The organism is Niastella sp. OAS944, assembly GCA_024809215.1.
Classification (GTDB): Bacteria; Bacteroidota; Bacteroidia; order Chitinophagales; family Chitinophagaceae; genus Niastella.
Map to the genome: position 1 here is coordinate 1,371,502 of JANUBW010000001.1, position 24,937 is coordinate 1,396,438.

The 24,937-nt window shown below is 43.7% G+C and carries 18 protein-coding genes; 9 read left to right on the plus strand and 9 right to left on the minus strand.

What is annotated here, in order from left to right; all coding sequences use genetic code 11:
- Positions 1–12: 12 nt before the first annotated feature.
- Positions 13–834, minus strand: coding sequence for a T9SS type A sorting domain-containing protein (locus tag GGD38_RS05305; protein ID WP_375299058.1), 822 nt, complete (start codon positions 832–834; stop codon positions 13–15).
- Positions 835–839: 5 nt separating this feature from the next.
- Complete coding sequence (locus GGD38_RS05310; RefSeq protein WP_375299057.1) at positions 840–1,871, minus strand: carboxypeptidase-like regulatory domain-containing protein; 1,032 nt, start codon at positions 1,869–1,871, stop codon at positions 840–842.
- A 184-nt stretch (positions 1,872–2,055) separates the two neighbouring features.
- Between GGD38_RS05310 and GGD38_RS05315 the strand changes: the two genes are divergently transcribed.
- The 4 genes from GGD38_RS05315 (at position 2,056) to GGD38_RS05330 (ending at position 6,259) form a co-directional block, all read left to right on the plus strand.
- Positions 2,056–2,661, plus strand: coding sequence for an RNA polymerase sigma factor (locus GGD38_RS05315; protein ID WP_375299056.1), 606 nt, complete (start codon positions 2,056–2,058; stop codon positions 2,659–2,661).
- 23 nt (positions 2,662–2,684) lie between these two features.
- Entirely contained in the window at positions 2,685–4,130 is a 1,446-nt protein-coding gene (locus GGD38_RS05320; RefSeq protein WP_375299055.1) for a carboxypeptidase regulatory-like domain-containing protein, read from the plus strand.
- A gap of 69 nt (positions 4,131–4,199) precedes the next feature.
- On the plus strand, positions 4,200–5,036 hold the full coding sequence (locus tag GGD38_RS05325) for a DUF2911 domain-containing protein (protein WP_375299054.1): 837 nt from the start codon (positions 4,200–4,202) through the stop codon (positions 5,034–5,036).
- Positions 5,037–5,305: 269 nt separating this feature from the next.
- On the plus strand, positions 5,306–6,259 hold the full coding sequence (locus GGD38_RS05330; RefSeq protein ID WP_375299053.1) for a GNAT family N-acetyltransferase: 954 nt from the start codon (positions 5,306–5,308) through the stop codon (positions 6,257–6,259).
- A 28-nt stretch (positions 6,260–6,287) separates the two neighbouring features.
- On the opposite strand, the gene GGD38_RS05335 is transcribed toward GGD38_RS05330, so the two are convergent.
- From GGD38_RS05335 to GGD38_RS05355, 5 genes are all read right to left on the minus strand, one after another.
- Positions 6,288–8,042, minus strand: coding sequence for a sodium:solute symporter (locus tag GGD38_RS05335; RefSeq protein ID WP_375299052.1), 1,755 nt, complete (start codon positions 8,040–8,042; stop codon positions 6,288–6,290).
- Complete coding sequence (locus GGD38_RS05340; protein ID WP_375299051.1) at positions 8,039–8,164, minus strand: hypothetical protein; 126 nt, start codon at positions 8,162–8,164, stop codon at positions 8,039–8,041. The genes GGD38_RS05335 and GGD38_RS05340 overlap by 4 nt, the downstream gene beginning before the upstream one ends.
- Positions 8,165–8,183: 19 nt before the next feature.
- Positions 8,184–8,333 (minus strand): hypothetical protein, encoded by a 150-nt coding sequence (locus tag GGD38_RS05345; protein ID WP_375299050.1) that lies wholly within the window; start codon positions 8,331–8,333, stop codon positions 8,184–8,186.
- Positions 8,334–10,850 carry a PIG-L family deacetylase gene (locus GGD38_RS05350; RefSeq protein ID WP_375299049.1) on the minus strand — a complete coding sequence of 839 codons (2,517 nt, stop codon included), beginning with the start codon at positions 10,848–10,850 and terminating at the stop codon, positions 8,334–8,336. It lies immediately after the preceding gene.
- An 80-nt stretch (positions 10,851–10,930) separates the two neighbouring features.
- A complete protein-coding gene (locus GGD38_RS05355) occupies positions 10,931–13,465 on the minus strand; it encodes a M14 metallopeptidase family protein (RefSeq protein ID WP_375299048.1) in 2,535 nt (844 codons plus the stop codon).
- A 451-nt stretch (positions 13,466–13,916) separates the two neighbouring features.
- Between GGD38_RS05355 and ggt the strand changes: the two genes are divergently transcribed.
- Positions 13,917–15,629: a gamma-glutamyltransferase gene (gene ggt, locus GGD38_RS05360; protein ID WP_375299047.1), complete on the plus strand. Its 1,713-nt coding sequence runs from the start codon at positions 13,917–13,919 to the stop codon at positions 15,627–15,629.
- Positions 15,630–15,863: 234 nt separating this feature from the next.
- Positions 15,864–16,409 carry a DUF1572 family protein gene (locus GGD38_RS05365; RefSeq protein ID WP_375299046.1) on the plus strand — a complete coding sequence of 182 codons (546 nt, stop codon included), beginning with the start codon at positions 15,864–15,866 and terminating at the stop codon, positions 16,407–16,409.
- Positions 16,410–16,488: 79 nt separating this feature from the next.
- Here the strand turns inward: GGD38_RS05365 and GGD38_RS05370 are convergent, their stop codons facing one another.
- A complete protein-coding gene (locus GGD38_RS05370; RefSeq protein ID WP_375299045.1) occupies positions 16,489–16,632 on the minus strand; it encodes a hypothetical protein in 144 nt (47 codons plus the stop codon).
- A gap of 14 nt (positions 16,633–16,646) precedes the next feature.
- Between GGD38_RS05370 and GGD38_RS05375 the strand changes: the two genes are divergently transcribed.
- The 3 genes from GGD38_RS05375 to GGD38_RS05385 all read left to right on the plus strand — a co-directional run bounded on the left by GGD38_RS05375 (position 16,647) and on the right by GGD38_RS05385 (position 23,351).
- Positions 16,647–18,008, plus strand: a complete 1,362-nt coding sequence (locus GGD38_RS05375; protein WP_375299044.1) for a T9SS type A sorting domain-containing protein — start codon at positions 16,647–16,649, stop codon at positions 18,006–18,008.
- Positions 18,009–18,043: 35 nt separating this feature from the next.
- Positions 18,044–18,169, plus strand: coding sequence for a type II toxin-antitoxin system RelE/ParE family toxin (locus GGD38_RS05380; RefSeq protein ID WP_375303811.1), 126 nt, complete (start codon positions 18,044–18,046; stop codon positions 18,167–18,169).
- A 481-nt stretch (positions 18,170–18,650) separates the two neighbouring features.
- Entirely contained in the window at positions 18,651–23,351 is a 4,701-nt protein-coding gene (locus tag GGD38_RS05385; RefSeq protein ID WP_375299043.1) for a translocation/assembly module TamB domain-containing protein, read from the plus strand.
- A gap of 162 nt (positions 23,352–23,513) precedes the next feature.
- Here the strand turns inward: GGD38_RS05385 and GGD38_RS05390 are convergent, their stop codons facing one another.
- Positions 23,514–24,716 (minus strand): bifunctional 3,4-dihydroxy-2-butanone-4-phosphate synthase/GTP cyclohydrolase II, encoded by a 1,203-nt coding sequence (locus tag GGD38_RS05390; protein WP_375299042.1) that lies wholly within the window; start codon positions 24,714–24,716, stop codon positions 23,514–23,516.
- Positions 24,717–24,937 lie beyond the last annotated feature (221 nt).

The following is a 24,937-nucleotide window of genomic DNA, read 5'->3' on the forward strand; positions in this document are numbered from 1 at the left end:
ATTCCATAACGTTTATTTCACCAACAACTTACTTTGATAAACATTTTTTGTATTGGGCGATGAAATGCGCAACCAGTATATACCGGCACTCCAGGCAATCTGTGTAGAAAGTTCAACCTGTTGTTCTTTTGATTGTATATATAATGGCTGTATCAAGATTATTTGTCCCGATGTGCTCAATACTTCCAGCTTATAATCACCTATTGGCAACTTCAGCTTTACCAGAGCAATATTTCCTTTTACTATTGGATTAGGAAATATGATTACATCCTTTTTCAACGAAGTGGGAATACAGCTATTTACAAACCTGCTTACCTTTTCTTTTACCGGTGTTCTTTCAAAAACCGTTACACCTCCTACATGTCCCCTTAGTTCTAGTAAAGGATTTAATACAGGATGTTGCTCGATAACGTTATCTTTTACATCATTCATTTGGGCTTTATAACCGTTTGTACTGATCGCCGTATTAACCGTATCGGGTTTCATAACTGTGCTCGGCACGAGGGCTCTTTTCTTTTTCGGACATACCTGTGCATTCCCTTCTGTTATCATAAAAGTGGCCAGTATAATATTCCAGATATAAGCCCAGCAAAACCGCCGTTTTTTATCAACCTCTTTTATATCTCTGCTCAACTGGTCCTTTGAAAAACGCCCACAAGCGGTATAACCAGGTATAGTAGTAATAAACTCAAGCAATTCCTTATCATTCATGGTACTAAAATCAACTACCGTTTTCTGGCAGGCACTGCAAAATCGGCCCTGTTCATTGGGTGTCATATTTTGCCAGTTCTCATGGCAAGGTTGCTGAATGTGAATTTGGACAGCTTTTGGCATAACGTTTATTTCACCAACAACTTACTTTGATAAACACTTTTTGTATTGGGCGATGAAATGCGCAACCAATAAATACCGGCACTCCACGCAACCTGTGTATGCAAATCGATCACCTGTTCTTTTGTTTGCATCAACAACGGTTGAACCTGCATAACCTGTCCGGCGGCATTCAATACTTCTAACTTGTATGCACCTGCCTGTTTCAACGACAAACTCACTGTAATACTATTACCCCGTACAACCGGATTGGGATATACTTTTACATCATTCTTAAGTACAGCGGGTAAATTTCTTAGTATTTTTTCGCCTGTTGTTATTCTATAACCACAATTTGTATAGCCTTTTCGTGTATACCCCACGCCAGCAACTACCACTACTTCCTTTAGCTCAGCTTGTGAACGCTTCAACGATATCTGCAGGTCCTGCATATTGGCCAGCTCATCAACAACAAGGGTTGTTGTTTCATAACCTACAGCGCTGAATTCGAGCTGCAGCCCCCCTTTGTTTTCCAGTTTCAAATTGAATTTTCCTGTAGTATTTGCGATGCTAACAATGCCGGCATCTTTGATACTAATGCTTACTCCACCAACCGGCTGGTTATTGGTTTCATCGATCACAGTACCAGATATTATACCTGGTTTACCGGAGTTTGCTGGCGGTACGTAAGCCACCTTTCCTACTTTTATATGAACTTCTTTTACAGGTTCAACCGGCTTTTTTATAGGTGGGCACGCCTGCGCATCGGCTTTAACTGCCAGCAAGGTTGCCACCAGAATATTCCAAACATACGCCCAGGAAAAGCGTTTCTTCTTTTCTGTTATTATTAATTCCTTGTTTAACTGATCATCGGCAAAACGACCGCATACATTATGATCTGCTTTTAAGAAATAGTTCAATACCTCCTGGTCGCTCATCTTGGTAAAATCAACTACGGTCTTTTGGCAGGCACCGCAAAAACGGCCTTGCTCCTGTGGGGTCATGTTTTGCCAGTTCTCATGGCAGGGTTCGGCTATATTTAATTGTAAAGATTTTGGCATAAGTACGTATTTGTGAATATTGATGTAGCCGGCCAAAAAATTACATAACCCCTAAATAAAAATATTTAAACCTAAGCTCAGCAGGCGGTTGGCCCGGGCAAAAAGGTTGCAACCAAAGCGCAGGAATACCGTCTTATTAATTACACAACCAAGTTGTTATATCTTTTGTTAATTTTAACCGTCGGTGGCATTTTTAAAGAACATACCAACCAGCGAGTTGCCCGATAGGGAATTGGTCAGCCTGTTTCGCACATCCGGAAATATGGAGGTGCTGGCAGTGCTGTTTCAACGGTATATGGACCTCCTGTACGGTGTTTGTCTGAAGTACCTGAAACAGCCAGAACCGGCCAAAGATGCTGTAATGCAGATCTTTGAAGAACTGGTGGCCAAGCTTCCCAAACATGAGGTGGATAATTTTAAAAGCTGGTTGTATACCCTGGCTAAGAACTACTGTCTCATGCAGTTACGCACTCCTAAAAACCTGAAAACAACAGAATTTAATCCAGACGGTATGCAATTAGAGGAAGAAATGCATCTGAATGGCATACAGGTTAAGGAAGAGAACCTGCAAAAGCTGGAGCGCTGTTTGCAGACCCTTTCCCCGGAGCAAAAGAAAGCCGTGGAATTGTTCTATTTGCAAAATAAGTGTTATAAGGAAATTGCAGAAGCCACCGGTATTGAATGGAATAAGGTCCGCAGCTTTATTCAGAATGGCAGACGGAATTTAAAAATATGTATGGAGAAAGAGCCGGAAACGGAACAGGTGGGCGTAAAAAATATTAGATATTAAAGAATGACCAGGCATTACCAGTCATGAACGATCATAAGGAACATATAAGTCAGTATTCGGCAGCAGATATTCAACGATATGTGCAGGGGAAATTATCTGCCGCAGAAATGCACGCTATGGAAAAAGCGGCGCTTGACGATCCGTTCCTGGCCGATGCCATTGAAGGTTACCAACAGGCTTTTGACGAAGAACAAGAAAATGTTGTTACCGGGCAGATACAACAATTACAGCAACAGTTCAATGCCCGTACCAATCGCACTGCCAGGGTTGTAGCGTTTAAGCCATTCCGGTATTGGCAGGCAGCGGCAGCCGCTGCCGTGGTATTCATTATTACCGGCGTATGGCTGTTCAGCCTTAATAAAAATGCACCCTCGCAACAAACGGATGTTGTTGCTATTGCAAAGACCGAACAACCTCAACAACAATCTGCGCCATCGTTAGCCGATAGTGACAAAACGGGCATTAATAAAGATTCAATAAGCACAACGGAAGTTGCTGCGAATACCCACCCTAATGAAAATAAGATAGCTACCGGAAAGCCCAAAGCTCAGGCACCTAAAATGCAGGAGTCTTATAAAAACGCGAACGTTACTACAGAAAGAGCGCCTGTCGCAGCAGCCAGCCCACAGGTAAATGATGCTTCTACCTATTTCGCCCAAACGGAAAAGAAGGAGGTTATGGCTAATAAGAATACCGAGCCCGCACCTGCTGCTGCCCCACCGGTTGCTATGGCAAAGGCAAAGGCCTTAAGAATGGCTGAAGAAAAGGCAAAAGAGGATAGAGAAGCAGAAACCGAGCTGATCACTATTGCCCGAAGCGATGTAAAATCAAGAAGAGCAGCCGCAAAAGATAAAAACCTGTCGGGTTTTATAAAAGGCCAGGTAACTGATCCTTTTAATAATCCCGTTGCTAACGCATATGTGCAGGTACAATTACAAAAAGCTACCAACAATCATCTACTTAATAATTTAACTACAGATAAATATGGATACTTTAAAATACCTGTATCTGATTCGGTGGTAGATGTTGCGGTGAACGTAAGTGGTTATGGAACTCAAAATTTTACGTTACAGAACAATGCGGCATTAAACCAGTTGCAGTTACAGCCCGCGAATTATTCAGATGATTATTATTCGCCAACAGCAACTATAAATAATAAAAAACAGCTGGCAAACAATTATAAGTTTCCCAATGTAATGTTATACGATGCAGAACCTGCATACGGATGGATAGCGTTTGGGCAATATCTCGAAAAAAATAAAATAATACCAGCTGGTGCAGAAAATATTACCGGTAATGTTATAGTATCATTTGAAGTAAATAAAAAAGGTGCGTTATCTGACTATAAAATAGAACAGTCACTATCAAAAGCACACGATGAAGAAGCCATCAGGCTAATTAAGCAAGGCCCCTCCTGGAAATTGCGTAGCGGACGCAAAGCCCGTATTACTGTTATGGTAAAATTTTAATGTTCCGTTCATCCCAACTTCTTATCGCGCAAATCTATTATATCTTACTTTCGCGCAAATTTGTTCGTCATGAGAAAGACTATAATGATTGGATGTTTGCTCGCATTTGCTTTTATTACTAAAGCGCAATTAAAAACACCTGCGCCTTCCAGTACACAAACCATTAAACAGGATTTTGGTCTGGGTTCCATTGAACTGTCGTACTCCCGCCCGAACATCAAAGGCCGCAAAATATATGGCGACCTGGTGCCTTTTGGGAAAGTATGGCGTACCGGTGCCAACCAGGCAACCACACTTACCTTTGCCGATGAGGTAACTATTGGCGGTACTAAAATACCTGCTGGTAAATACGGTTTAGTGTCAATTCCTGACAAAAGTGCGTGGACGCTCATCATCACCAAGCAGCTGGATATTACATCACCCGCTGCTTATAAACAAGAGAATGATGTAGTGCGTGTACAGGCAAAACCACAAAGCATCAAAAAAGCAGAGACCTTCACTATGCAATTCGCCAATGTAAAATCAACCAGCATTGAATTGCATATAATGTGGGATCAAACAGATGTAGTTCTTCCCATCACTACCGACATCGAAACCAAAGTAATGGCACAGATCGATGAGTTGATGAAAAAGGAAGATAAAAAGAGCCATCCTTATTTCGGCGCCGCCATGTACTACATGGATAACGGTAAAGATCTGAATCAGGCACTGGATTGGTTCAACAAAGCTGCAGAGCAAAATCCCAAAGCATTCTGGATACTTCACCAGAGAGCCAACTGCCTGGCTAAACTGGGCAAAAAACAGGAAGCTATTGAATCGGCCAACAAATCGATTGAACTGGCAAAAGAAGCCAAGAACGATGATTATGTGGCCCTGAACCAAAAGCTGCTGGCTACTTTAAAGTAATATCCAGGTAACTTTTTTTGAAAGGCGAAGGGTTTCTGAAATCAGAAGCCCTTTTCTTTTACCCGCGGCCCCTATACTTGTAAGCTGCCTCACCCCCTTTTCATTTTTGCCTTTCCTCTATCACCTTGTCACCTCTATCACCTTTTCAACTGCTTGTCAACGTGTTAACTCGTCAACTTGTTAACCAAATATGTTAAACACACATAAAGTTTTGGCCAGGAACAGAAATCGTCCTAAATTACGTAATCAATTACATAATTGCTTAAACAATGGACTTTTACAACAATGTTGGCAAAATGGCGCTGGGGAGCCGGCTGCGCCGCCTAAGTGATCAGATAACAGAAGATGCCGGCCAGGTGTACAAAATGTACAATGTATCGCTGCAACCAAAATGGTTCCCGGTTTTTCATGCCCTTTCGCAGGGACAGGATAAAACCATAACCGCCATAGCAGAAGAGATTGGCCACTCACACCCTTCCGTTAGCACCATTATTAGAGAAATGGTAAAACAGGGCATTGTGGTTGAAAAAAAAGACAAACTCGATGGTCGTAAAACAGTGGTAGCCCTTTCAAAAAAAGGAAAAGAAGTGGTAAACGCTATTGCCCCGCAATACCTGGATGTTACCAATGCTATTGAAGAAGCACTGTCGCAAACCAGGCACGACCTGTGGAAAGCCATTGAAGAATGGGAGTTTTTGTTAAATCAAAAATCATTGTTGCGCCGGGTACAGGAGCAAAAGAAGTTACGTGAAAGCCGCGATGTGCAGATTGTTGATTATACCCCTGCCTATCAACAAGCGTTCAGGGAGCTGAATGAACAATGGATATCGAAGTATTTCAAAATGGAAGCGGCAGATCATAAAGCACTGGATAACCCGCAGAAAAGCATTATTGATAAAGGCGGATACATTCTTGTAGCCCTGTATAACAACGAGCCTGTTGGGGTTTGTGCGTTGCTGAAAATGGATGATCCGGTTTACGAATATGAACTGGCTAAAATGGCAGTATCGCCCACCGTACAGGGAAAAAGCATTGGCTGGCTTTTGGGAAAAGCAGCTGTTGATAAAGCAAGATCGCTGGGCGCAAAAAAGCTCTACCTCGAAAGCAATACTATTCTGGAACCTGCCATTAACCTGTACCACAAATTAGGTTTTCAGAAAGTAATAGGTCATGCCACGCCGTACGAACGCTGTAATATTCAAATGGAGCTGGTGATCAAATAATACAGTAATTAACTCAGTATCGAAAGCATTACAACTTTACCCCTTGTAATGCTTTTTCATTTTTCAGTGCACCTGCCCTGCGGCAAAATATTACCTGTATTATAAAACTGAAGATCACTACCGCCAAGGCGCCAATTAAATTCAACCAAAGGAAAGAAAGCAGGTTAAGATAATATACACCAATAACAATTATTTCTGCAATAATAGCACCAACGAAAACGGCATGGCCGCCAACCCGTTTTAAATACAGGGCCACCAGGAATATGCCCAGGATAGTGCCATAGAACCAGGAGCCCAGAATGTTAACAGCCTCAACCAAACTATTACCCAGGTTATAACTGAACAGCGCAACGATAACAGAAAATACGCCCCAGATCAATACATAAGCCTGCGACCAGCGATATTCCTGCAGGGGTGTAGCCGCCTTCTTTGTAAACCGCTTATGAAAATCTATCATGGTACAGGAAGCCAATGCATGCAGAGCTGCAGCAATACTGCTCCACGATGCAAGAAAGATAATCGCTATAATAAGCCCTACCAATCCATTCGGCAAGAAATCGCCAACAAAACGAAGGAACACATAGTTGGTATCGTTGCCATCACTGCCTGGAATGGTTTTCTTTACAATATTGGAAATAGAATCACGCACCTGTTGTGTTTGTTGCTGTTGTTGTTGCAACCGCGTACGTAGCTGATCAACCTGCGCTTCATTATTCGCATGTAGTGCATTGCCCAATGCCACTACCGTTTTTCTTTTCTCCTCCTGCACCTGCTGATACTTTTGTTCGGCAGTGGCAAATTCACCGGCATTGGCGCTTTTTCGTAAGGTTTGTTCCTGGGCAAGATTAAAGAATGCCGGCGTTTTGTTGAACTGGTAAAACGCAAATAATAAAACGCCTATAAGCAAAATGCCAAACTGTAAGGGTACTTTAACCAATCCGTTCATCAGTAATCCCAGTTTGCTTTCCTGCTCACTACGGGCTGTTAAATAACGGCCTACCTGGCTTTGATCGGTGCCAAAATAACTTAAGGCTAAAAAGAAACCACCAATGACACCGCTCCAGATATTATACCGGTCTTTCCAGTCGAACCCTTTATCGGTAAAGCCAGAAGTGATCACGTTCAGTTTGCCCGATTTGCCGCCAATATGCAATGCATCGGTAAAGCCAATTCCTTCGGGTAACATTTTAACCGCCCACCAGGCAGCCAGGAACATGGCAGCGTAAATAATTATAAGTTGTAACTGTTGGGTATAGGCCACCGCTTTGGCGCCACCGCTTACAGTGTAAATGATCAGCAACCCACCCATAAACAAATTGGTGCTTGCTATATCCCAACCCAGCATGCTATGTAATACAATAGAAGGAGCCAAGATGCTTACACCAGTTGAAATGCCACGTGATAATAAAAACAGGAATGAAGTAAGCAGGCGGGTCTTTACATCAAACCGTTGCTCAAGGTACTCGTAAGCGGTAAAAACTTTCAGGCGATGAAATACGGGTACAAACATGATACACACCACTACCATGGCAAAAGGCAGTCCGAAATAATATTGAACGAACCGCATGCCATCGCTATACGCCTGCCCCGGCACGGTTAAAAAAGTGATGGCGCTGGCCTGTGTGCCCATGATGCTCAGTAACACTATCCACCAGGGCATTTGGCGGTCACTTAACAGATATCCTTCCAGGTTCTTTGACGTACGGCTACGGTACACCCCATATACTATTATAAGTAGCAGGGTGACAACAAGCACCGTCCAGTCTAACCGGGAAAAATTCATGCAAAGTATTTAGTGAAGCAATAAAATAAAACCATTAGTATAAACAGAAAACCGATCACCAGCCAATACCAGTGCCGCCATTTTTTAAATACAGGCGCCTGCTCATTATCAGTTGTTGACATGTGTAGCTGTTTTGATGGTTTACTTTCTTTTATTCGAAACGATCATCACCGCCATAATAGCCAGTAGTACACCTAAGGCCAGTCCAATGGTCATTTTCTTCAGCAGCCTGCCTAAAATAATTCCGATGCCTATAGCGATAATAAAAAACCATTCACGCTTTGATAACATCTAAAATCCTTTCTTTTTATTTAATGCAATTATGTTTGCCAGCAGCCGGTATGCACCTGGCACGCCCGCAGGCAATTCACGAAAGAATACCAGCCCCGTGTATACGAATTTTCCTTTACCATAATTGGCGATGATAAGGCTGCCCTTCTGGTCTTTCTCATTTGGATCGGCCATTGACAAAGGCATTTCATAACCGGCATCGGTTTGCTCGGCGAAGTAGATACCCCGCTCCTGCACCCAGTTCTCAAAATCTTTTGCGGTGATCTTATTAGGATAGTTTAAAACGGCATGATCGGGCAACAGAAAGTTTACCGTAGCTTTTTCATCGGTAACACGGTTGCGCGATATCGAAAACGGATAGGGCCCTATTTTTGAAGTTACCGAGCTTATATTGTTGCTGGTGTTATATTGAACAATAAGGTTGCCACCATTCTTTACATAATCCATCAGTACGTCGTACTTTCCCTCCAGGTAATTGTGCACATTGTATGCACGCACGCCGGTGATCACAGCATCAAATTGTTTCAGGGTAAGTGGTGTAAGGTCCTTTTCTTTTAAGATGGTAACCTCATACCCCATTTGCTGTAGTGCAATGGTAACCTTATCACCCGCCCCTTCAATATAACCTATTTTTTTACCAACGGTCTTAATGTCTATGTTCAATACTTTAATAGCATCCTGGTAAAAATAATGGATGTGTGGAATATGGTCGTAGCGAATATTGTTCAGGTTCAGGTAAGCCGGCTGTTCTTCTTTGCCATTCTTCAATTCAACAAAGGCCTGTACAAAATCTGTTTCTTTATCCTTGAGCATGCCATTGTCGATATTGAAAATATACTGGCGTTGCGTGCCTGGCTGTAAATTAAAATTGGAATCGGTCTTTATACTGTTATCATATGTAAGCCGCTTTGAGATCTTAGCGGTATAACCGGCAAACTGTTTATTGGCGGTTACGGTAACGGCCACTTCAGCGCTTTGTTTTTCGTTTTTGCGGAAGATGATAACGCTGGGATCGGTAGTTACTGTTGAAGATGGCACTACCACCAATGGCTGGTACAACTCTCCTTTTACGGGGTCGGTATGTTTGTATTGCACCGGCTTTATGTAAGTAAATGCCTGGCCTGCAATCACCAGTTCAAAACGCGCCTGATAAGATGCATCGTTTTGTGGCTTGCCTATTAATTGCTGATCATTTACTGTAAAAGAACCATCGCTCATTTTACGCTCAAGCCAGTAAGGTTGCGAAATGGGCTTGGTAGTAAACACATAAAAGGTGCGCTGCAGGTTAAAGTTGCGATTCTTATCGAGGTTAAGCGCCATGGTAGTATCCAACACATCGAGGTTGAGCTTACTTAACTGAACGGGGGCACCGAGGCGGTTATTGATAACGATATTAACCCTTATTGAATCGCCCAGCACAGCCTGTTCATTACCTGTGGTTGCTTCCATAAACAAACCGCTGCAGTTTTCTATCAGGCGTTGTACTTCTTCCATCTTCTGTTTCTTCCAGTATCCATCTTTCAGCGATTGCAATGCTTTATATAAATTAACCAGTGCAGGCACTGAGTTCTCCGGATTGGCAATGGAATAGTTCTTCATAATATCATCGATCATTACCTCAATGGCTGCGCCACCTTCTACTTTAGCCCAGCTGGTGTTCACGCCTTCCATAATATCGTTTTGGGCGGCGTCACCTTCTGTAAATGAAAAATATTCCAGTTGTGTGCCTCTGCTGCCTGGTACGCCAAAGCCCTGGCTTTTATGCTGACTACGGCTTTCGGCGGCAATTTCCCCATAGCTTTTACCAACCAATGCATTGTACCCGCCTACATCTATTTTCAATTGCTCGTTGCTGGTAGTATTGGTGCTGCCAAAATTGAAGGTGTTCCAGTAGATGCGTTTGGCCTTCCAGGGTTGAACCCCATCTTTTAGCTGTTCGGGAAATTTAGTGGGGTCTGCGGCTGCGCGAAATGCTTCATGGGCAATTACTGCGGAAGCGGAGTGGTGACCATGGCCGGCGCGGCTATCTTCAGGAAAACGGGTTATTATTATATCGGGTTGAAATTTGCGAATGATCCAAACGGCATCGCTTAACACTTTATCCTTACCCCATTTTTCCAGGGCTTCGTCTGTGCTTTTGCTGAACCCGAAGTCGAAGGCGCGGCTAAAGAATTGTTCGGCGCCATCGGTACGGCGGGCGGCGAGTAACTCCTGGGTGCGTATTAAACCCAGATCTATACCTTGTTCGTCACCTATCAGGTTTTGGCCGCCATCGCCACGGGTGAGTGATAAATAACCGGTGCGGTATAATCGTTCCCGGGCCAGCCAGGCTAATAAACGTGTATTTTCATCATCGGGGTGGGCGGCCATATACAGCACCGATCCCAGCACCTTGAGCTTTTTTAATTGCAGGAAAATATCGGCCGATGTATTCGTAGCAGGCGTTTGCGCTGAAACTGGCAATACATATAGCAAAGCAATTAGTAACAGTAATCGCCCGGAGTAAAAATCATTCATTCTTATAGTTTTGATCTGAAACCGGGGGCAAAATAACACAATGCGGGGCAGTGTGCCAATCCGCTGATAAATTTTAACATCTACTGTCCAACCATAAACACCGCATTGCTAAACAGCAGCTTTCCATTCTCCCAAAAGCTTCTGAACAGCGGGTCATCGGCCAGGTAAATGACGTTGCCTTCGCCCATGTCCTGAACACCAAAAAGCAACCCATCTTTCAGTTTATCTTTCAGCTTTGAGCCTACAAAACCGGCCACCTGGTTGTCTTTTTTGATCACGCCTACGTTCCAGCCCAGTTCTTTAAAGAACTCATATATGGTAGGGTCCTGTTTGAGGGTATAATATGCGTCATCGTAACCAAATGCCAGGGGGTGCGAATTATCCAGTTCTACCTTATAAATAGACCCGGGGTTATAGCCTGGAATAAAATCACGTTCGCGATTCTCATAGCGGCGCAATGCGCTATAATCTTCTTTTTTATCGTCCTTATCCTTGTCGTCGTCACCTTTTTTGCTTTTAATGCCCCAATCCGCAGCGGATAGCTGCCCTACGGCGCTTTCCAGGGCAATCAACCTGCCGCCATTGGTTACCCAGTCCTTCAGGGCTTCATTCATTTGTTTATCGGCCAAAAAACGATAATTGCCATCGGGCATAATAAGTACATCCAGTTCGCGCAGGTTGTTTTTTGAAAGATCGTTTGCCCAAATAACATTCAGGGGATAGCCTATCTGCACATCAAAGAAATGCCATACTTCGCCCATGCCTAGTGAATTAACACCGTCACCTGCCAGTAAACCTATACGGGGCGCCTTCATGCCATGTACTTTTTCTGACCCAAAATCAAAACCCTTATCAACAAAGGAAGAGGCAACCTGTGTGTATGCGATACCCGCTTTACGCGCAGCATCGTTTATGATCTTGTTTAGCGAAGAAGCAATGCCCTGATTGCTGGTACGGGTAATAATGAGGGTGCCTTTATCAAATTCTTCGTTGCCCGATTTAAATGGCTGCTCGGCATACCGCACTTTTACCTTCTGCTGCAAAATGGTGCTCAGGAACTGTACACTGTTCAACCCATTCCAGCGTACGATCCATGCTACGGTCGACTCTTTGGGTGTTGTAAACAGGGTATCACGGTCGGCCGGCTGGCTGTTAACCACACCGGTAATATAATTGGCCATTCCATATGTAGTGAGGCCATAAACAAAAGGCACCGACCAGGCGGTAATATCGTATGTTACGGTATCGCTGAGCCTCGAATTTCTTTCAAAAAGCACTTTTACCAAATTGGCATTGGGCTGATTGGCATTTATTACAATATCCCTGTTGTTTGTTTTAACCGGTTCATTTTTACCGGTGAAGTAGTTTATGCCGGTTAAACTGCCATTGTTGGCTTCTGCCCATCGAATTCCATTTCGATCGAGCAATTCTTTTAGGCGCATGATCTTATTTCCTTCATCGGCCTTTATCACATACGCTTTAAAGTCGCCGGGCGGTGTGGTACGCGCTTTATCATAATACTTTTTAAATTCCGATACCACTTTTGGCGCATTTTGCGCAGTGGCTTCAATGGTGCTCATTCCGGTGGTAAAGTGATGATATAAGCGGTCCCACAGGGTGAGCGTATCACCATCACGGTTAATAACGGCGGCGCCCCCACGGCTATGGCCGCCTTGTTCATACGTCATACCAATGGCTCCTTTGTATAACGGATAGGTATCGCCATAACTGGGATAGAAGAGATCGAAACGTTCTTTGGTAAAGAACAGCCAGCCATTTTCATCGAAATACTTTGCATTGTTCTTACCTATAATGGTTTGAAACTCGCGTTGCCAGCCGGTTATCACTTCGTGATAAGGTTCTGCAGCCGGTGCAAAGTAGTATGGGTTGTTATAATATTGTTCGTGGTAATCAACATGCACCTGTGGCAACCACTGGTTGTATTTAATAATACGCTGTTGTGTTTCAACCTGTGTTTGCCATGCCCAGTCGCGGTTGAGGTCAAAATAGTAGTGATTGGGTCTTCCGCCAGGCCAGGGTTCTGAATGCTCGCGGGTAAAGGGTTGCGGATTTGCATTTTTACCTACCACCGAATTGAACCAGTTTACATAACGATCGCGGCCATCGGGATTTATACAGGGATCGATGATAACAACGGTATGTTGTAACCACTCTTTTGTTTTTGTATTGGCGGGGTTTACCAGTTCATACAACGTAAGCATGGCAGCTTCGGAAGAAGAGGTTTCGTTCCCATGCACATTATAACTTAACCATAGTATGGCAGGCGCTTTTTCATCGGGCGCCATTTTATCATTGGCCATGCCGGCCAGTCGCAGATTATTCTGCCTTATCTCTTCCAGGCGGGCGAGATTTGCGGGTGCCGTTACATATAATAACAATAAGGGCCGCCCTTCATTGGTAGTTCCATACTGTTCCAGCTTTACCATTTGCGGCGCCGCCTCAGCCACTTGTTTACAGTAGTTTACGATATTAAAGTGAGGTGTATACCGGGCGCCTAATTTATACCCCAGGAACTGTTCGGGCGATTTTACCTGCGCCAATGCCACACTGGAAATGAATAAAAACAATGCCAGGACTGCTGGAACTTTCTTCATATGTAAAAATGTACTGTGAAAGTAACTAAATCAATGAAAAAGAAAAAAGCACCTCACCTAAGTGAAATGCTTTTATTTTCTCATGTGACCACTAAGAGTTTATAATGAACGCTATTATCTTGCGCACTAGTGATCATTTTTTGACCTTGCAGAACCCTTGCCTGCCGGAGGTATTATTTATGAAACGTCTGCGTAAAAATATGGCTTGCTATTAAAAGTGAACCGTTAACCAACAAAGAGAATGCAAAAACCCGCAAAACACATGGGAGCTGAGACAAATGGAAGATTGCTATAAGTTCCGTGGAATGGTACTTTCTCATAAGCTCATGTGGTTTGGACCCCGTAAACAGTTTTTGTTAGTGTACTAAAATTAAAACATTTAACTCAATAATAAAAAAAACTGGAAGCTAATTTTGCTTTGTTAATTTTAGCTACTCTAACTTATTCTAATATGAAGACAGTTTTTTCGTGCACATTCCCGTTAGTAATTCTTCTGTATGCCTGTACAGGACCGCGTTCTGCCGCAACAGTACAGTTTAACCCATATGAATATACTATACAAAAAAAGGCAACCGGTTCAAATGGTGCCGTATCGAGCGCCCACCCTTTGGCCAGCGAAACAGGCATCAATATTATGAAACAAGGGGGTAATGCCATTGACGCTGCCATAGCAACCCAACTGGCGTTGGCTGTAGTCTACCCCTCAGCAGGGAATATTGGTGGAGGTGGTTTTACGGTTATCCACCTCGCTAATGGTAAGAATCTAACAATTGACTACCGCGAAAAAGCACCGGCTACTGCACACCGTGATATGTACCTCGATGCAGCAGGTAATGCGCAAACCCAATTAAGCCAAAACGGTCACCTGGCAGCAGGTGTGCCCGGCGCCGTTGCGGGTTTGTTCAGCTGCCTTCAATATGCCAGTTTGCCAATTAGCAAACTCATTCAACCCGCCATTGAGCTGGCTGAAAAAGGTTTTGTGCTCACCGAATCGGAAGCCCGGCACCTGAACAATATTCAACCTGCCTTAATTAAATATAATACCGTAACGCCTGTTTTTGTAAAAGCAGCCGGCTGGAAGAAAGGCGATACCCTGGTTCAACAAGACCTGGCCAATACCCTCAAGCGCATTCGCGATAAAGGCATGGCCGGTTTTTATGAAGGCGAAACCGCCCGGCTTATTGTTGACGAAATGAAAAGAGCTAACGGCATCATCAGTTACGAAGACCTGAAGAACTACCAGGCAAAAGAGCGGGAACCGGTTGTGTTTGACTATAAGACTTATAAAGTAGTTACCATGCCACTGCCCAGCAGCGGCGGCGTACTGCTGCCCATGATGATGCATATGATAGAAGACCAGCCGGTGAAGCAGTATGGCTTTCAATCGGCCCGGGCCGTTCAACTGATGACGGAAATTGAGCGCCGCGCCTATGCCGACCGGGCCAAATTTCTGGGGGACGTTGATTTTTATAAAGTGCCGGTGAAAAAACTAAGCAGTAAAGAATATGCGGTGGAAAGAATGAAAGATTACAAAGCCGAAACTGCTGGCAGCAGTAAGACAACCCAGGCCGGACTTATTCCTGAAAGTGAAGAAACCACCCACTTTAGCGTATACGACAAAAGCGGCAATGCCGTATCTGTAACCACCACTCTCAACGGATCTTATGGCAGCAGAACGGTAGTAGGCGGCGCCGGTTTTTTATTGAACAATGAAATGGACGACTTCAGCATAAAACCCGGCGTACCCAATTTATATGGCGCTGTTGGTGGTGATGTCAATGCTATTGCCCCCGGTAAACGGATGCTTAGTTCTATGACACCAACCATTGTTTTAAAAGATAATAAACCATTTTTGGTAGTGGGCACTCCGGGTGGCACTACCATTACTACTTCGGTATTTCAAACCCTGGTTAACATATTGGAATTTGACATGAGTGCCGAAGATGCAGTGAACAAACCTAAATTCCATCACCAGTGGCTGCCCGATGAAATATTTGTAGAACCCGACTTTCCGCAGGCTGTAAGGCAACAGTTGCAGCAAATGGGTTATAAGGTTACCCAACGTGGCCCCATTGGCCTAACTGAAGTAATTCGAATTAACGCTAATGGTTCTATTGAGGCAATTGCCGATAAACGCGGTGATGATTCGGCGAATAGTTATTGAGTTTTGAGTTCTCAGTTCTCAGTTCCTTTATTCGAGTCTTGCTATAAATGGCTACTTCGCTGCGGTTCGTAATTTCGGGTTTCGAGTTTCAAGTTGGCGCGAAGCTGTATTCTGTATTCGCTTTCGGCTTTAAGCTTTTGGCTTACAGCTGTATTTTGTATTTGCTTGTAGCTTGCGGCTTGCAGCGATTAGCTAAATGAACCATTCATTAATTTTACAACAAATAAGCTACCAATGTCATCAGTTGGCACCACTTACCTGCAAACAGCCATTAAACGGTTACGCTATTATAAAGAATTGGGTGAAAAAACATTTGGCCAGCTTAGCGATTCAGAGCTGCATATAACACCCAATGCGGCTTCTAACAGCATTGCAGTGATCGTTCAGCATGTATCGGGCAACATGCTCAGCCGATGGACCAACTTCTTAACCGAAGATGGCGAGAAGCCCTGGCGGCAACGGGATGAAGAATTTGAAGTACACAATTATTCAAAACAACAAATACTTGATCTGTGGGAAAAGGGCTGGGCCTGTTTTCTGGATTCGCTCACTTGCCTTACTGAAAACGACCTGTTAAAAACCATCTACATCAGGGAAGAACCTTTACTGGTGATAGACGCCATCAACCGCCAACTGGCGCACTACCCTTACCATGTTGGGCAGATCATATACATTGGTAAACTCATTAAAGACGCCGATTGGCAAAGCCTGAGTATAGAAAAAGGGAAGTCGGAAGCTTACAATAAAAGTGATGGGGTTAAAGATCCGGCGAATAAGTAATATCCTGAATTTTCCTGTTCTTATAGTTTGACCAACCAAAAAAATATAATATTTTTTTAAATCTCATGTATAGAATATCTTAGCTGTGTTGCAGCCACTCCTGATATTCCCGGTTTTGAACATCTATATAATCTTTCATTTCCCAACCTGAATTATCGATATTGTCCTGAAAAGTAGCAGAGATATTTGTATTCCCACTATACGATTCTGGGATCGTATTCATTAAACTGCTACTGTATGAGAAAAATTTGTTCTTTATCGCTCATTTTTTTTAGTTTTTTTAGTTTTTTTAATTCAGCATTCGCTCAGTTATTAATGAATGAATCATTTGATGCATTTGCCACCGGTTCCTTATCGGGGAAAGGCACATGGGTTAATATCAATGGCAGTACCCTTGTCATAAATGTTGCCAGTGCATCGCCAATAACAGGTTGTACAGGCGGTAGTGGTAATTATGTACAACCAGGGACAGCCTCGGCCTTGACCACTGAACGATTGTCTTATCCCACTACCAACTTCCTGGCAAGTACGAGTCAGGTATTTTACCTGTCTTTCCTGTTGAATTTATCCAGTGCTGGCAGCGATGTCAATGCACATATTATTTCAATTGGGAATGATTTTGGGGGCACCAGTTATGAGTTCACCCGCTTTCATGTACAACAATCTGGAGCTGGATTTAATGTTGGTATTTCAGAAGGGAATGGCACAGGCCTGGGAGGAAACTCGGGTGGAGGAATCAACTGGGGTACTACTGTTTTGAACCTGAACCAAACCTATCATATTGTGCTCAGGTATGATTATGCAAATGGCGGGGGGGCCAATGCCGATGTGATACGGGCTTGGGTAAACCCGGGCATTACAGCAGGTAGTGAACCTGTCATTGCTGCGGCAGAAACAGTTATTGCTGCCGGAACCCGTGGAAATGATATTCTTTTTGATGGGGATAATATACGCAATGTTTACCTGAACTATAAAAATACCAACTCTCCTGTTTACAAGATCGACGTTATCAAATATGCAAGGGGGGCTACCTCCGCTGCTTCATGGTCTAACCTTAGCATTTCAGGTAACTGTGCTGCATTGCCTTTGAATTGGCTGGCGGCTGAAGCCAGGCTCAATTACCAGTTACAGCCCCTGATCTCGTGGAAGGTAGATGAATTGAATGTACATTATTATGTTATTGAAAGGTCGTTAAACGGGGTTGATTTTGCTTCCGAAGGAACTATTGCTTCCAAAGGAAATGGCATACACGAATATTTTTATACGGATGATAATAATGTAAGTGGAACGGCTTTTTATCGCATTAAGCAGGTGGATATAGACGGAAACTATACTTTCAGTACTGTGTTATTTTTTCGGAATCTTGCTGGAGATGCTCTTAGGTTATATCCGAACCCCGCTAAACAAATGGCTTCGCTACAAATTGCTGACCATCGTCTGATGTATACTACAGCTCATTTATATGATATCAATGGCCGGGTCCTAAAGCAAATCATGCTCACGCAAATGACAACCAGCATCAATATGCAACCTTATCCCGCGGGCACCTATTTTGTGAAGCTGCAAAATGGAAAATGCATCAGTTTGGTGAAGGAATAAAGGAATTTTTCAAACCCTAAACCATTACTACGGTCATACAAGGCTATCGTGCTTCAAAAGTAAAATCTCATTTAATTTTTTATCGGATTGTCAATGACGTTGTAGAAATTATTAGAATTCTTCATGAACAAATGGATATAGATAACCGGTTGGCGGATTGAACAATTTAAACCCTTCGAATTCGAATAGTTTAACTCCCCCGAATTCGGGGCAGGCCGAACCATTGCCCATAGCCGATTTATCTCCCCACTCCCCTTGCACCCTTCACTACTTTTACCTATCTTACCCAACCGAATTCCCCGGCCCATTTACCCTGTTTACCGCTATTGAACCATTTACCCCATTTATTGGTTAAAAACCAACGAAATAACCAACCTTCATGCCCTTTTTACGTATGTACTATACAGCAACAGGCAGTATACGCGTTTCATGGTATGTTAAAGGCACTGAAAAGTTGCTCAAAAACAAGTCATTGGTATTGATTTTGCGCCAGAAAGAAAACTGTTTTATTACTTTTACATTTAATATGCCTCAACCCTGAGAAAGTTTTGGAAAATATCCCGCACCATCCTGCTGGTACTGATCGGCCTGATCATATTAGCCTGGCTGGCCATTCAAACCTCACTGGTCCAAAACTGGCTGGTGAAACAGGTTACGGGCAAACTTTCCAAAAACCTCCACGCTAAAGTTCAAATCAAACACGTTGACTTTGCCCTGTTCAATAAAATGGTGCTCGAAGGCACCCTGGTAAACGATCAACACAACGATACCCTCCTGTATGCCGGCGCCGTTAAAGTGAACATTACCGATTGGTTCTTTCTCAAAGACCGTGTTGTGCTTAGCTATATCGGCCTTGAAGATGCCACCGTTCAACTCAAACGTACCGACAGCATCTGGAACTACCGGTTCCTTGAAGACTATTTCAGCAGCCCCAAAAAACAACAGGTAAAAAAGCAGGACGATATCGATCTCGACCTCGAAAAAGTAGAATTCAAAAATATAGTCCTTAAACAGATCGATGGCTGGCGCGGGGAAAATATGACCCTGCAACTGGGCACCATGGATATAGACGCTGAAGAGATCAATCTGAAAAAACGGATAGCCCACATCAACACCATCCAGATCAACAAACCCATTTTTGCCATTTACAATTACGATGGTAACCGGCCCGATTCCTTAAGACCCAAGCCCGATACCATTCCCATTGTAAACGATCCCAACAACCTGCGCTGGAACCCGGGTAACTGGGACATAGCCGTAACTAAACTCACACTCAACAAGGGCACCTTCATCAACGATATGCAAACCGACAGGCTCCCCTACGAATATTTCGATGGCGCCCACATTCGTTTTGCCGATATAAACGCCGTTTTTAATAAGGTCAAATTCAAACAGGATACCATTACCGCCGCCATTCAACTGGCTACCAAAGAACGGAGCGGACTGGTGGTTAAAAAACTAAAGGCCAATTTTAAATGGTTCCCCGAGGCCATGGAATTTGCCCGCCTCGATATTCAAACCAATCGCAGCCACCTGCAGAACTTTTTCGCCATGCGTTATGCCACCTTCGACGATATGAGCGACTTCGTTGACAAAGTGCGCATGGAAGGCGATTTTACAAACGCGGTTTTGAATAGTGACGACATAGCCTACTTTGCACCTGAACTGCAGGCCTGGAAAAAAGAGATCCGCATAACCGGCAAAGTAAAAGGTACCATTGAAAACCTGAGCGCCCACAAACTGATCGTTGAAGCCGGTAAAGACACCTACCTGAATGGTAACATCCGCATCAACAGCATGACCAACCTCGATAAAATGTATATCGACTTCGAGGCAAACGATTTCAGGACCACCTACCGCGACGCCATCACCATAATTCCCGATCTGAGATCAATAACCCAACCCAGGCTCGATAAACTTGAATTCCTGCGGTTCAGAGGTAACTTCACCGGCTTTATAAAAGACTTTGTAACCTTTGGTACCATTGAAACCAAACTGGGTGTAATTGTAAGCGACGTGAACATGAAGTTTCCCGACAACGCCCCCACCATATACACGGGCGGGTTGGAAACCCGTTCCTTTGCACTGGGCGAGTTTGTTGATGTGCCCCAAGTGGGCGTTATCAATTTCAAGGGATCGGTAAACGGCCGTGGGCTAAAAGCCACTACCCTGAACGCCAAACTCGATGGTAACATTCGTTCACTGGATGTAAATAACTATAACTATCAAAACATTGTTGTAAAAGGTACCATTGCAAAACGACTGTTCAATGGTGAACTGATCAGTAATGATCCAAATTTAACGGCCCGCCTAAACGGTTTGGTCGACTTCAGCCAAAAGGTACCTAACTTTAACTTCGACGCCGAGATCACCAGGGCCGATCTGCGAAATGTAAAACTCACCAAAGACAGTATTGAAGTAAGAGGTAAGTTCAGAATGAACTTTACCGGCAGCAATATCGATAACTTTCTGGGAACCGCCCGCATTTATGAAGCAGCAGTGTTGAAAGATGGCAAGCCGCTTTCTTTCGATTCTTTATACATTGAATCGAAGGCCATGGGCAATAACAAGGTGATCACCGCAGTAAGCAATGAATTCGATGCCGCGCTTGTAGGTGAATTCAGCATCAGGGACCTGCCGGGCGCCGTAGGTTCTTTCCTGAACAAATACTTCCCCAGCTATATAAAGCCTTCGAAAACCGTATTGAAAAACGAAAATTTCAGCTTTGTGGTCACCACTAAAAAGGTGGATGAGTACATGAGCTTTATTGATAAAAACCTGAGTGGCTTTAATTACAGCACCGTCACCGGCCGCATAAACAGTAACGAAAACATGCTCGACCTGAGTGCCGAAATACCGCAATTCAATTATAAGAATATTGCTTTCTATAATATAAATTTAAAAGGTACCGGCAATTACGATACGTTGTCATTGACCACTTCAATTGCCGATGTATATTTAAACGACAGTCTGCATTTCCCCGGTACCGATCTGCGGGTTCGCTCGGCCAACGACATGTCGCTGGTACAATTAAAAACAGCGGCCAATCAAACGCTTAACTCGGCCGATCTTTTTGCCCGGGTACAAACCATGCCCGAAGGTGTACGTATTACTTTCAATGAATCGAACTTCGATATAAACGGTAAAAACTGGACTATCGAAAAGAACGGCGAACTGGTATTGAGCAAACAACTGATATCGGCCGATGGCGTAAAGATCTACAATGGCCAACAGGAAATTCTGGTAACAACCCATCCTTCTGATATTGGAACTACCAATGATATTAAAGTAGATCTCACCAAAGTTAATATTGGCGACTTTGCTCCATTTGTTGTTCCTGATTACCGGCTCGAAGGTTTGCTGACCGCCCAGGTTGACATTGCTGACCCGTTTGGAAAAATGCAGGTTGACCTTAGAGGTGAAGCTGATATGTTCCGGCTCGATAACGACTCTATTGGTAAGCTGCAATTAAAAGCAGGTTACAGCCAACGTAGCAACAAAGTAACTTTTAGTACTAATTCAGAGAACGATAATTACAATTTCGACCTGGCAGGTTCATACGACCTGGCCGATTCAGCAAATACAGCACCGCTCGATCTAACAGGAAATTTCAGAGATACCAAGATCGGCCTGCTCGATAAATACCTGTCAGAAGTATTTACCGATCTAAATGGCTACGCCACAGGTCAACTGCGTATTGTAGGCCCGGCTAATAACCTTAAATATCTGGGCCGTATGCAGCTGCGGGATGGTGAGCTGCGGGTGATCTATACAAACGTATTGTACAAGATCCCATCGGCTACTTTCGATTTTAAAGACGGAGCAGTTGACTTTGGCAGCTTTAACTTCAAAGACGAACTGGGTAATACCGGCCATATTACAAAAGGTATTTTAAGACATCAGGCCTGGGACGATCTGTATTTTGACTTCGCCTTCAATGCAAATAAACTGCAGGTGCTGAATACACCCCCTACCAGCAAAGACCCCTTTTTTGGAAAGCTGATAGCAAAGGCCAACGCCACCTTCCGCGGACCACTGGAAGATATGCACCTCGATGTTAGGGGTGAACCAGCCGATAGTTCTGAATTATATATTCGTTCGCAAACCGGTCGCGAAAGCGGCGAAGCCAATTTTATTGTTTGGAAAAAGTATGGTACCGAAATGAAAGCGGTACGTACATCGGAAGCAAGTAACCTCCATGTTTCGCTCGATGTAGCGGCAAACAATTATGCAAAAATGTTTGTGATCATGGATGAAATATCCGGCGACATCATTCAGGCTATTGGCCATGGCAACTTAAAAATACAGGTTGGTTCCGAAGATCCGCTCGTTATGAACGGCCGGTACGATATAGATCGCGGAAATTACAACTTCAGCTTTCAGTCGCTTTTACGCAAGCCATTTAAATTACGGGAGAATACGGGAAACTATATTCAGTGGAGAGGCGACCCTTATGATGCAGATATTAAAATCGACGCAGAATACATAGCCAACGATGTGCGGTTTAGCGATCTGGCAACCGATGCAGTTACCAATGCCAACAATAACGTAAAAAAATATCGTGGTAATGTAATTGCCATTGCCACCCTGAAAGGCAAACTAACAAAACCCGATATCTCGTTCCAGATCGAGCTGCCCACTAATAGCCCGTTAAAAGATGACCCCGATGCACTGGCCATTTTACAATTGATACAGCGCGACCAAAATGAATTGAACAAACAGGTGGCCTTCCTTATTATGTTCAATAGTTTTGGACCCATTTCTACATCCAGCCAAAGTAAACTGGGTGGTATTGCGTTCAGCGGTGTGGTAGTGAACAGTATTTCAGGGGTGTTAAGTAATACGCTTAGCCGCCAGGTTTCGGGCCTTTTTCAAAAGTTGTTCAACGATAAAAGTATCAAGGTGAATTTCAACGCCTCGCTGTACAATGGTAGCAACCTGATAGACAATATTGACCGTGGCGGATTGAACATCGACCGCACCAACCTTAACTTCAATATTGGTAAAAGTTTTTTAAATGAACGGCTCACTTTTACATTTGGTAGCGCCGTTGATTTTGGTTTGTCGCAACAACAGGTGCAGGCCACCAAGAACCTGCAGTTCCTGCCCGATATTTCGGCCGACCTGAAATTACGCCAGGACGGTAAGGTGGTGCTCACCTTCTTTTACCGCGATTCATATAATTACCTCTCAGGTACAGGCGCCCGTCAAAACCGTTCCGGCGCCGGCATCAGCTATCGCCGCGACTTCGAACGCATCAGTGATCTGTGGCGGGTTGATAAAAAGAAAAAGCTTAGACCACCGTTGGTGGATACCTCAAGAGTAGATACTGGTAGTAATTAGAATACAGGAATATTGAATGTTGAATAACGGATATTGAATGTTGAAGGAAATACAGTAAAGTCAGTCAATAAAAAAGCCCCCGGTAAAACCAAGGGGCGTTTATTATTTGCATTTCAACTTCTACATTGAAAATTCAACATTCGAAATTCAATATTTGGCTTTTTATTTCTTCAGAATATCGTGTCCTAACTTATCTCTCTTAGTAGTCAGATAATTTACATTGTGCGGGTTGGGTTCTACTTCAATAGGCACTGCATCCACAATTTCTAACCCATAGCCCAGCAAACCTGCGCGTTTACGTGGGTTATTGCTTAACAGGCGTAATTTGCTTATACCCAGGTAACGCAAAATTTGCGCACCAATACCATAATCACGTTTATCCATTGGAAAGCCCAGGTGCAGATTGGCTTCAACAGTATCAAACCCGCTCTCCTGCAACTTATAAGCCTTTAATTTATTTACCAGGCCAATACCTCTGCCCTCCTGGTTCATATACAGGATAACACCTTTACCTTCTTTTTCAACCTGTTGCATGGCAGAGTGCAATTGTTCACCACAATCGCAACGCATAGAGCCAAGAATATCGCCGGTAAAGCAGGAAGAGTGTACCCGCACCAGCACAGGCTCGTCTTTTTGCCACTCCCCTTTTATAAGGGCCAGGTGCTCATTGTTGGTACCTTTTTCATTAAAGGCAATGAGTTTAAAATTACCCCATTTGGTAGGCATATCAACCTTCACAATTTCTTCTATCAGCGAATCGGTTTTGAGGCGATACTCTATCAGGTCTTTTATGGAAATCAGTTTCAGATTGAACCTTTTGGCAATTTCCTCCAGCTCGGGCAATCGGGCCATTGAGCCATCGTCGTTCATGATCTCAACCAGCACGCTCGCAGGTTCAAAACCGGCTAAACGGGCCAGGTCGTTACCTGCCTCGGTATGTCCGGCGCGACGCAAAACGCCGCCTTTTTTAGCCCGCAGGGGGAAAATATGTCCTGGCCGGCCCAGATCTTCGGGTTTAATTGTGGGGTCAATTAATGCCTGAATGGTTTTTGCGCGGTCGTGGGCCGAAATTCCGGAAGTACAGCCATGTCCCAGCAGGTCAACCGATACGGTAAAGGCTGTTTCGTGCAGGGCTGTATTGTTATTTACCATCAAATCGAGCTGTAATTCGGCGCAACGGTCTTCTTCCAGGGGTGCACAAATCAGTCCACGCCCGTATTTACTCATAAAATTTACTATCTCAGGGGTCACATTTCGTGCTGCTGTCAAAAAATCGCCTTCATTCTCACGGTCTTCGTCGTCCACTACAATTACAAGCTTACCATTTTTGATATCTTCTATAGCACTTTCTATTGAATCCAGCATGGTATGAAATTTCGGCAAAGTTAATATAAAACAGGGAAGCAAACAGCCCTGCGGCCACCCCTTCCCAATCATTTAAAATCAATTGGTTATTTATCGGTTTACGACAGTTATTTAACATGTATACGATGGAATTGTTCAATAAGTGGCCTTTGAAATTAAAATAAGCACGAAATAGGTTCTTATTTCAACCCAAATTTCCCGTCCTTAATCGTGTAAGAATC

Excerpts from the sequence above, each read along its gene's own strand:
- GGD38_RS05390 (WP_375299042.1), bottom strand. The coding sequence starts at position 24,716 with ATGCTGGATTCAATAGAAAGTGCTATAGAAGATATCAAAAATGGTAAG.
- GGD38_RS05370 (WP_375299045.1), bottom strand. The coding sequence starts at position 16,632 with ATGAATACGATCCCAGAATCGTATAGTGGGAATACAAATATCTCTGCT.
- GGD38_RS05320 (WP_375299055.1), top strand. The coding sequence starts at position 2,685 with ATGAACGATCATAAGGAACATATAAGTCAGTATTCGGCAGCAGATATT.
- GGD38_RS05330 (WP_375299053.1), top strand. The coding sequence starts at position 5,306 with ATGGACTTTTACAACAATGTTGGCAAAATGGCGCTGGGGAGCCGGCTG.
- GGD38_RS05305 (WP_375299058.1), bottom strand. The coding sequence starts at position 834 with ATGCCAAAAGCTGTCCAAATTCACATTCAGCAACCTTGCCATGAGAAC.
- GGD38_RS05350 (WP_375299049.1), bottom strand. The coding sequence starts at position 10,850 with ATGAATGATTTTTACTCCGGGCGATTACTGTTACTAATTGCTTTGCTA.
- GGD38_RS05355 (WP_375299048.1), bottom strand. The coding sequence starts at position 13,465 with ATGAAGAAAGTTCCAGCAGTCCTGGCATTGTTTTTATTCATTTCCAGT.
- ggt (WP_375299047.1), top strand. The coding sequence starts at position 13,917 with ATGAAGACAGTTTTTTCGTGCACATTCCCGTTAGTAATTCTTCTGTAT.
- GGD38_RS05335 (WP_375299052.1), bottom strand. The coding sequence starts at position 8,042 with ATGAATTTTTCCCGGTTAGACTGGACGGTGCTTGTTGTCACCCTGCTA.
- GGD38_RS05340 (WP_375299051.1), bottom strand. The coding sequence starts at position 8,164 with ATGTCAACAACTGATAATGAGCAGGCGCCTGTATTTAAAAAATGGCGG.
- GGD38_RS05310 (WP_375299057.1), bottom strand. The coding sequence starts at position 1,871 with ATGCCAAAATCTTTACAATTAAATATAGCCGAACCCTGCCATGAGAAC.
- GGD38_RS05345 (WP_375299050.1), bottom strand. The coding sequence starts at position 8,333 with ATGTTATCAAAGCGTGAATGGTTTTTTATTATCGCTATAGGCATCGGA.
- GGD38_RS05375 (WP_375299044.1), top strand. The coding sequence starts at position 16,647 with ATGAGAAAAATTTGTTCTTTATCGCTCATTTTTTTTAGTTTTTTTAGT.
- GGD38_RS05325 (WP_375299054.1), top strand. The coding sequence starts at position 4,200 with ATGAGAAAGACTATAATGATTGGATGTTTGCTCGCATTTGCTTTTATT.
- GGD38_RS05365 (WP_375299046.1), top strand. The coding sequence starts at position 15,864 with ATGTCATCAGTTGGCACCACTTACCTGCAAACAGCCATTAAACGGTTA.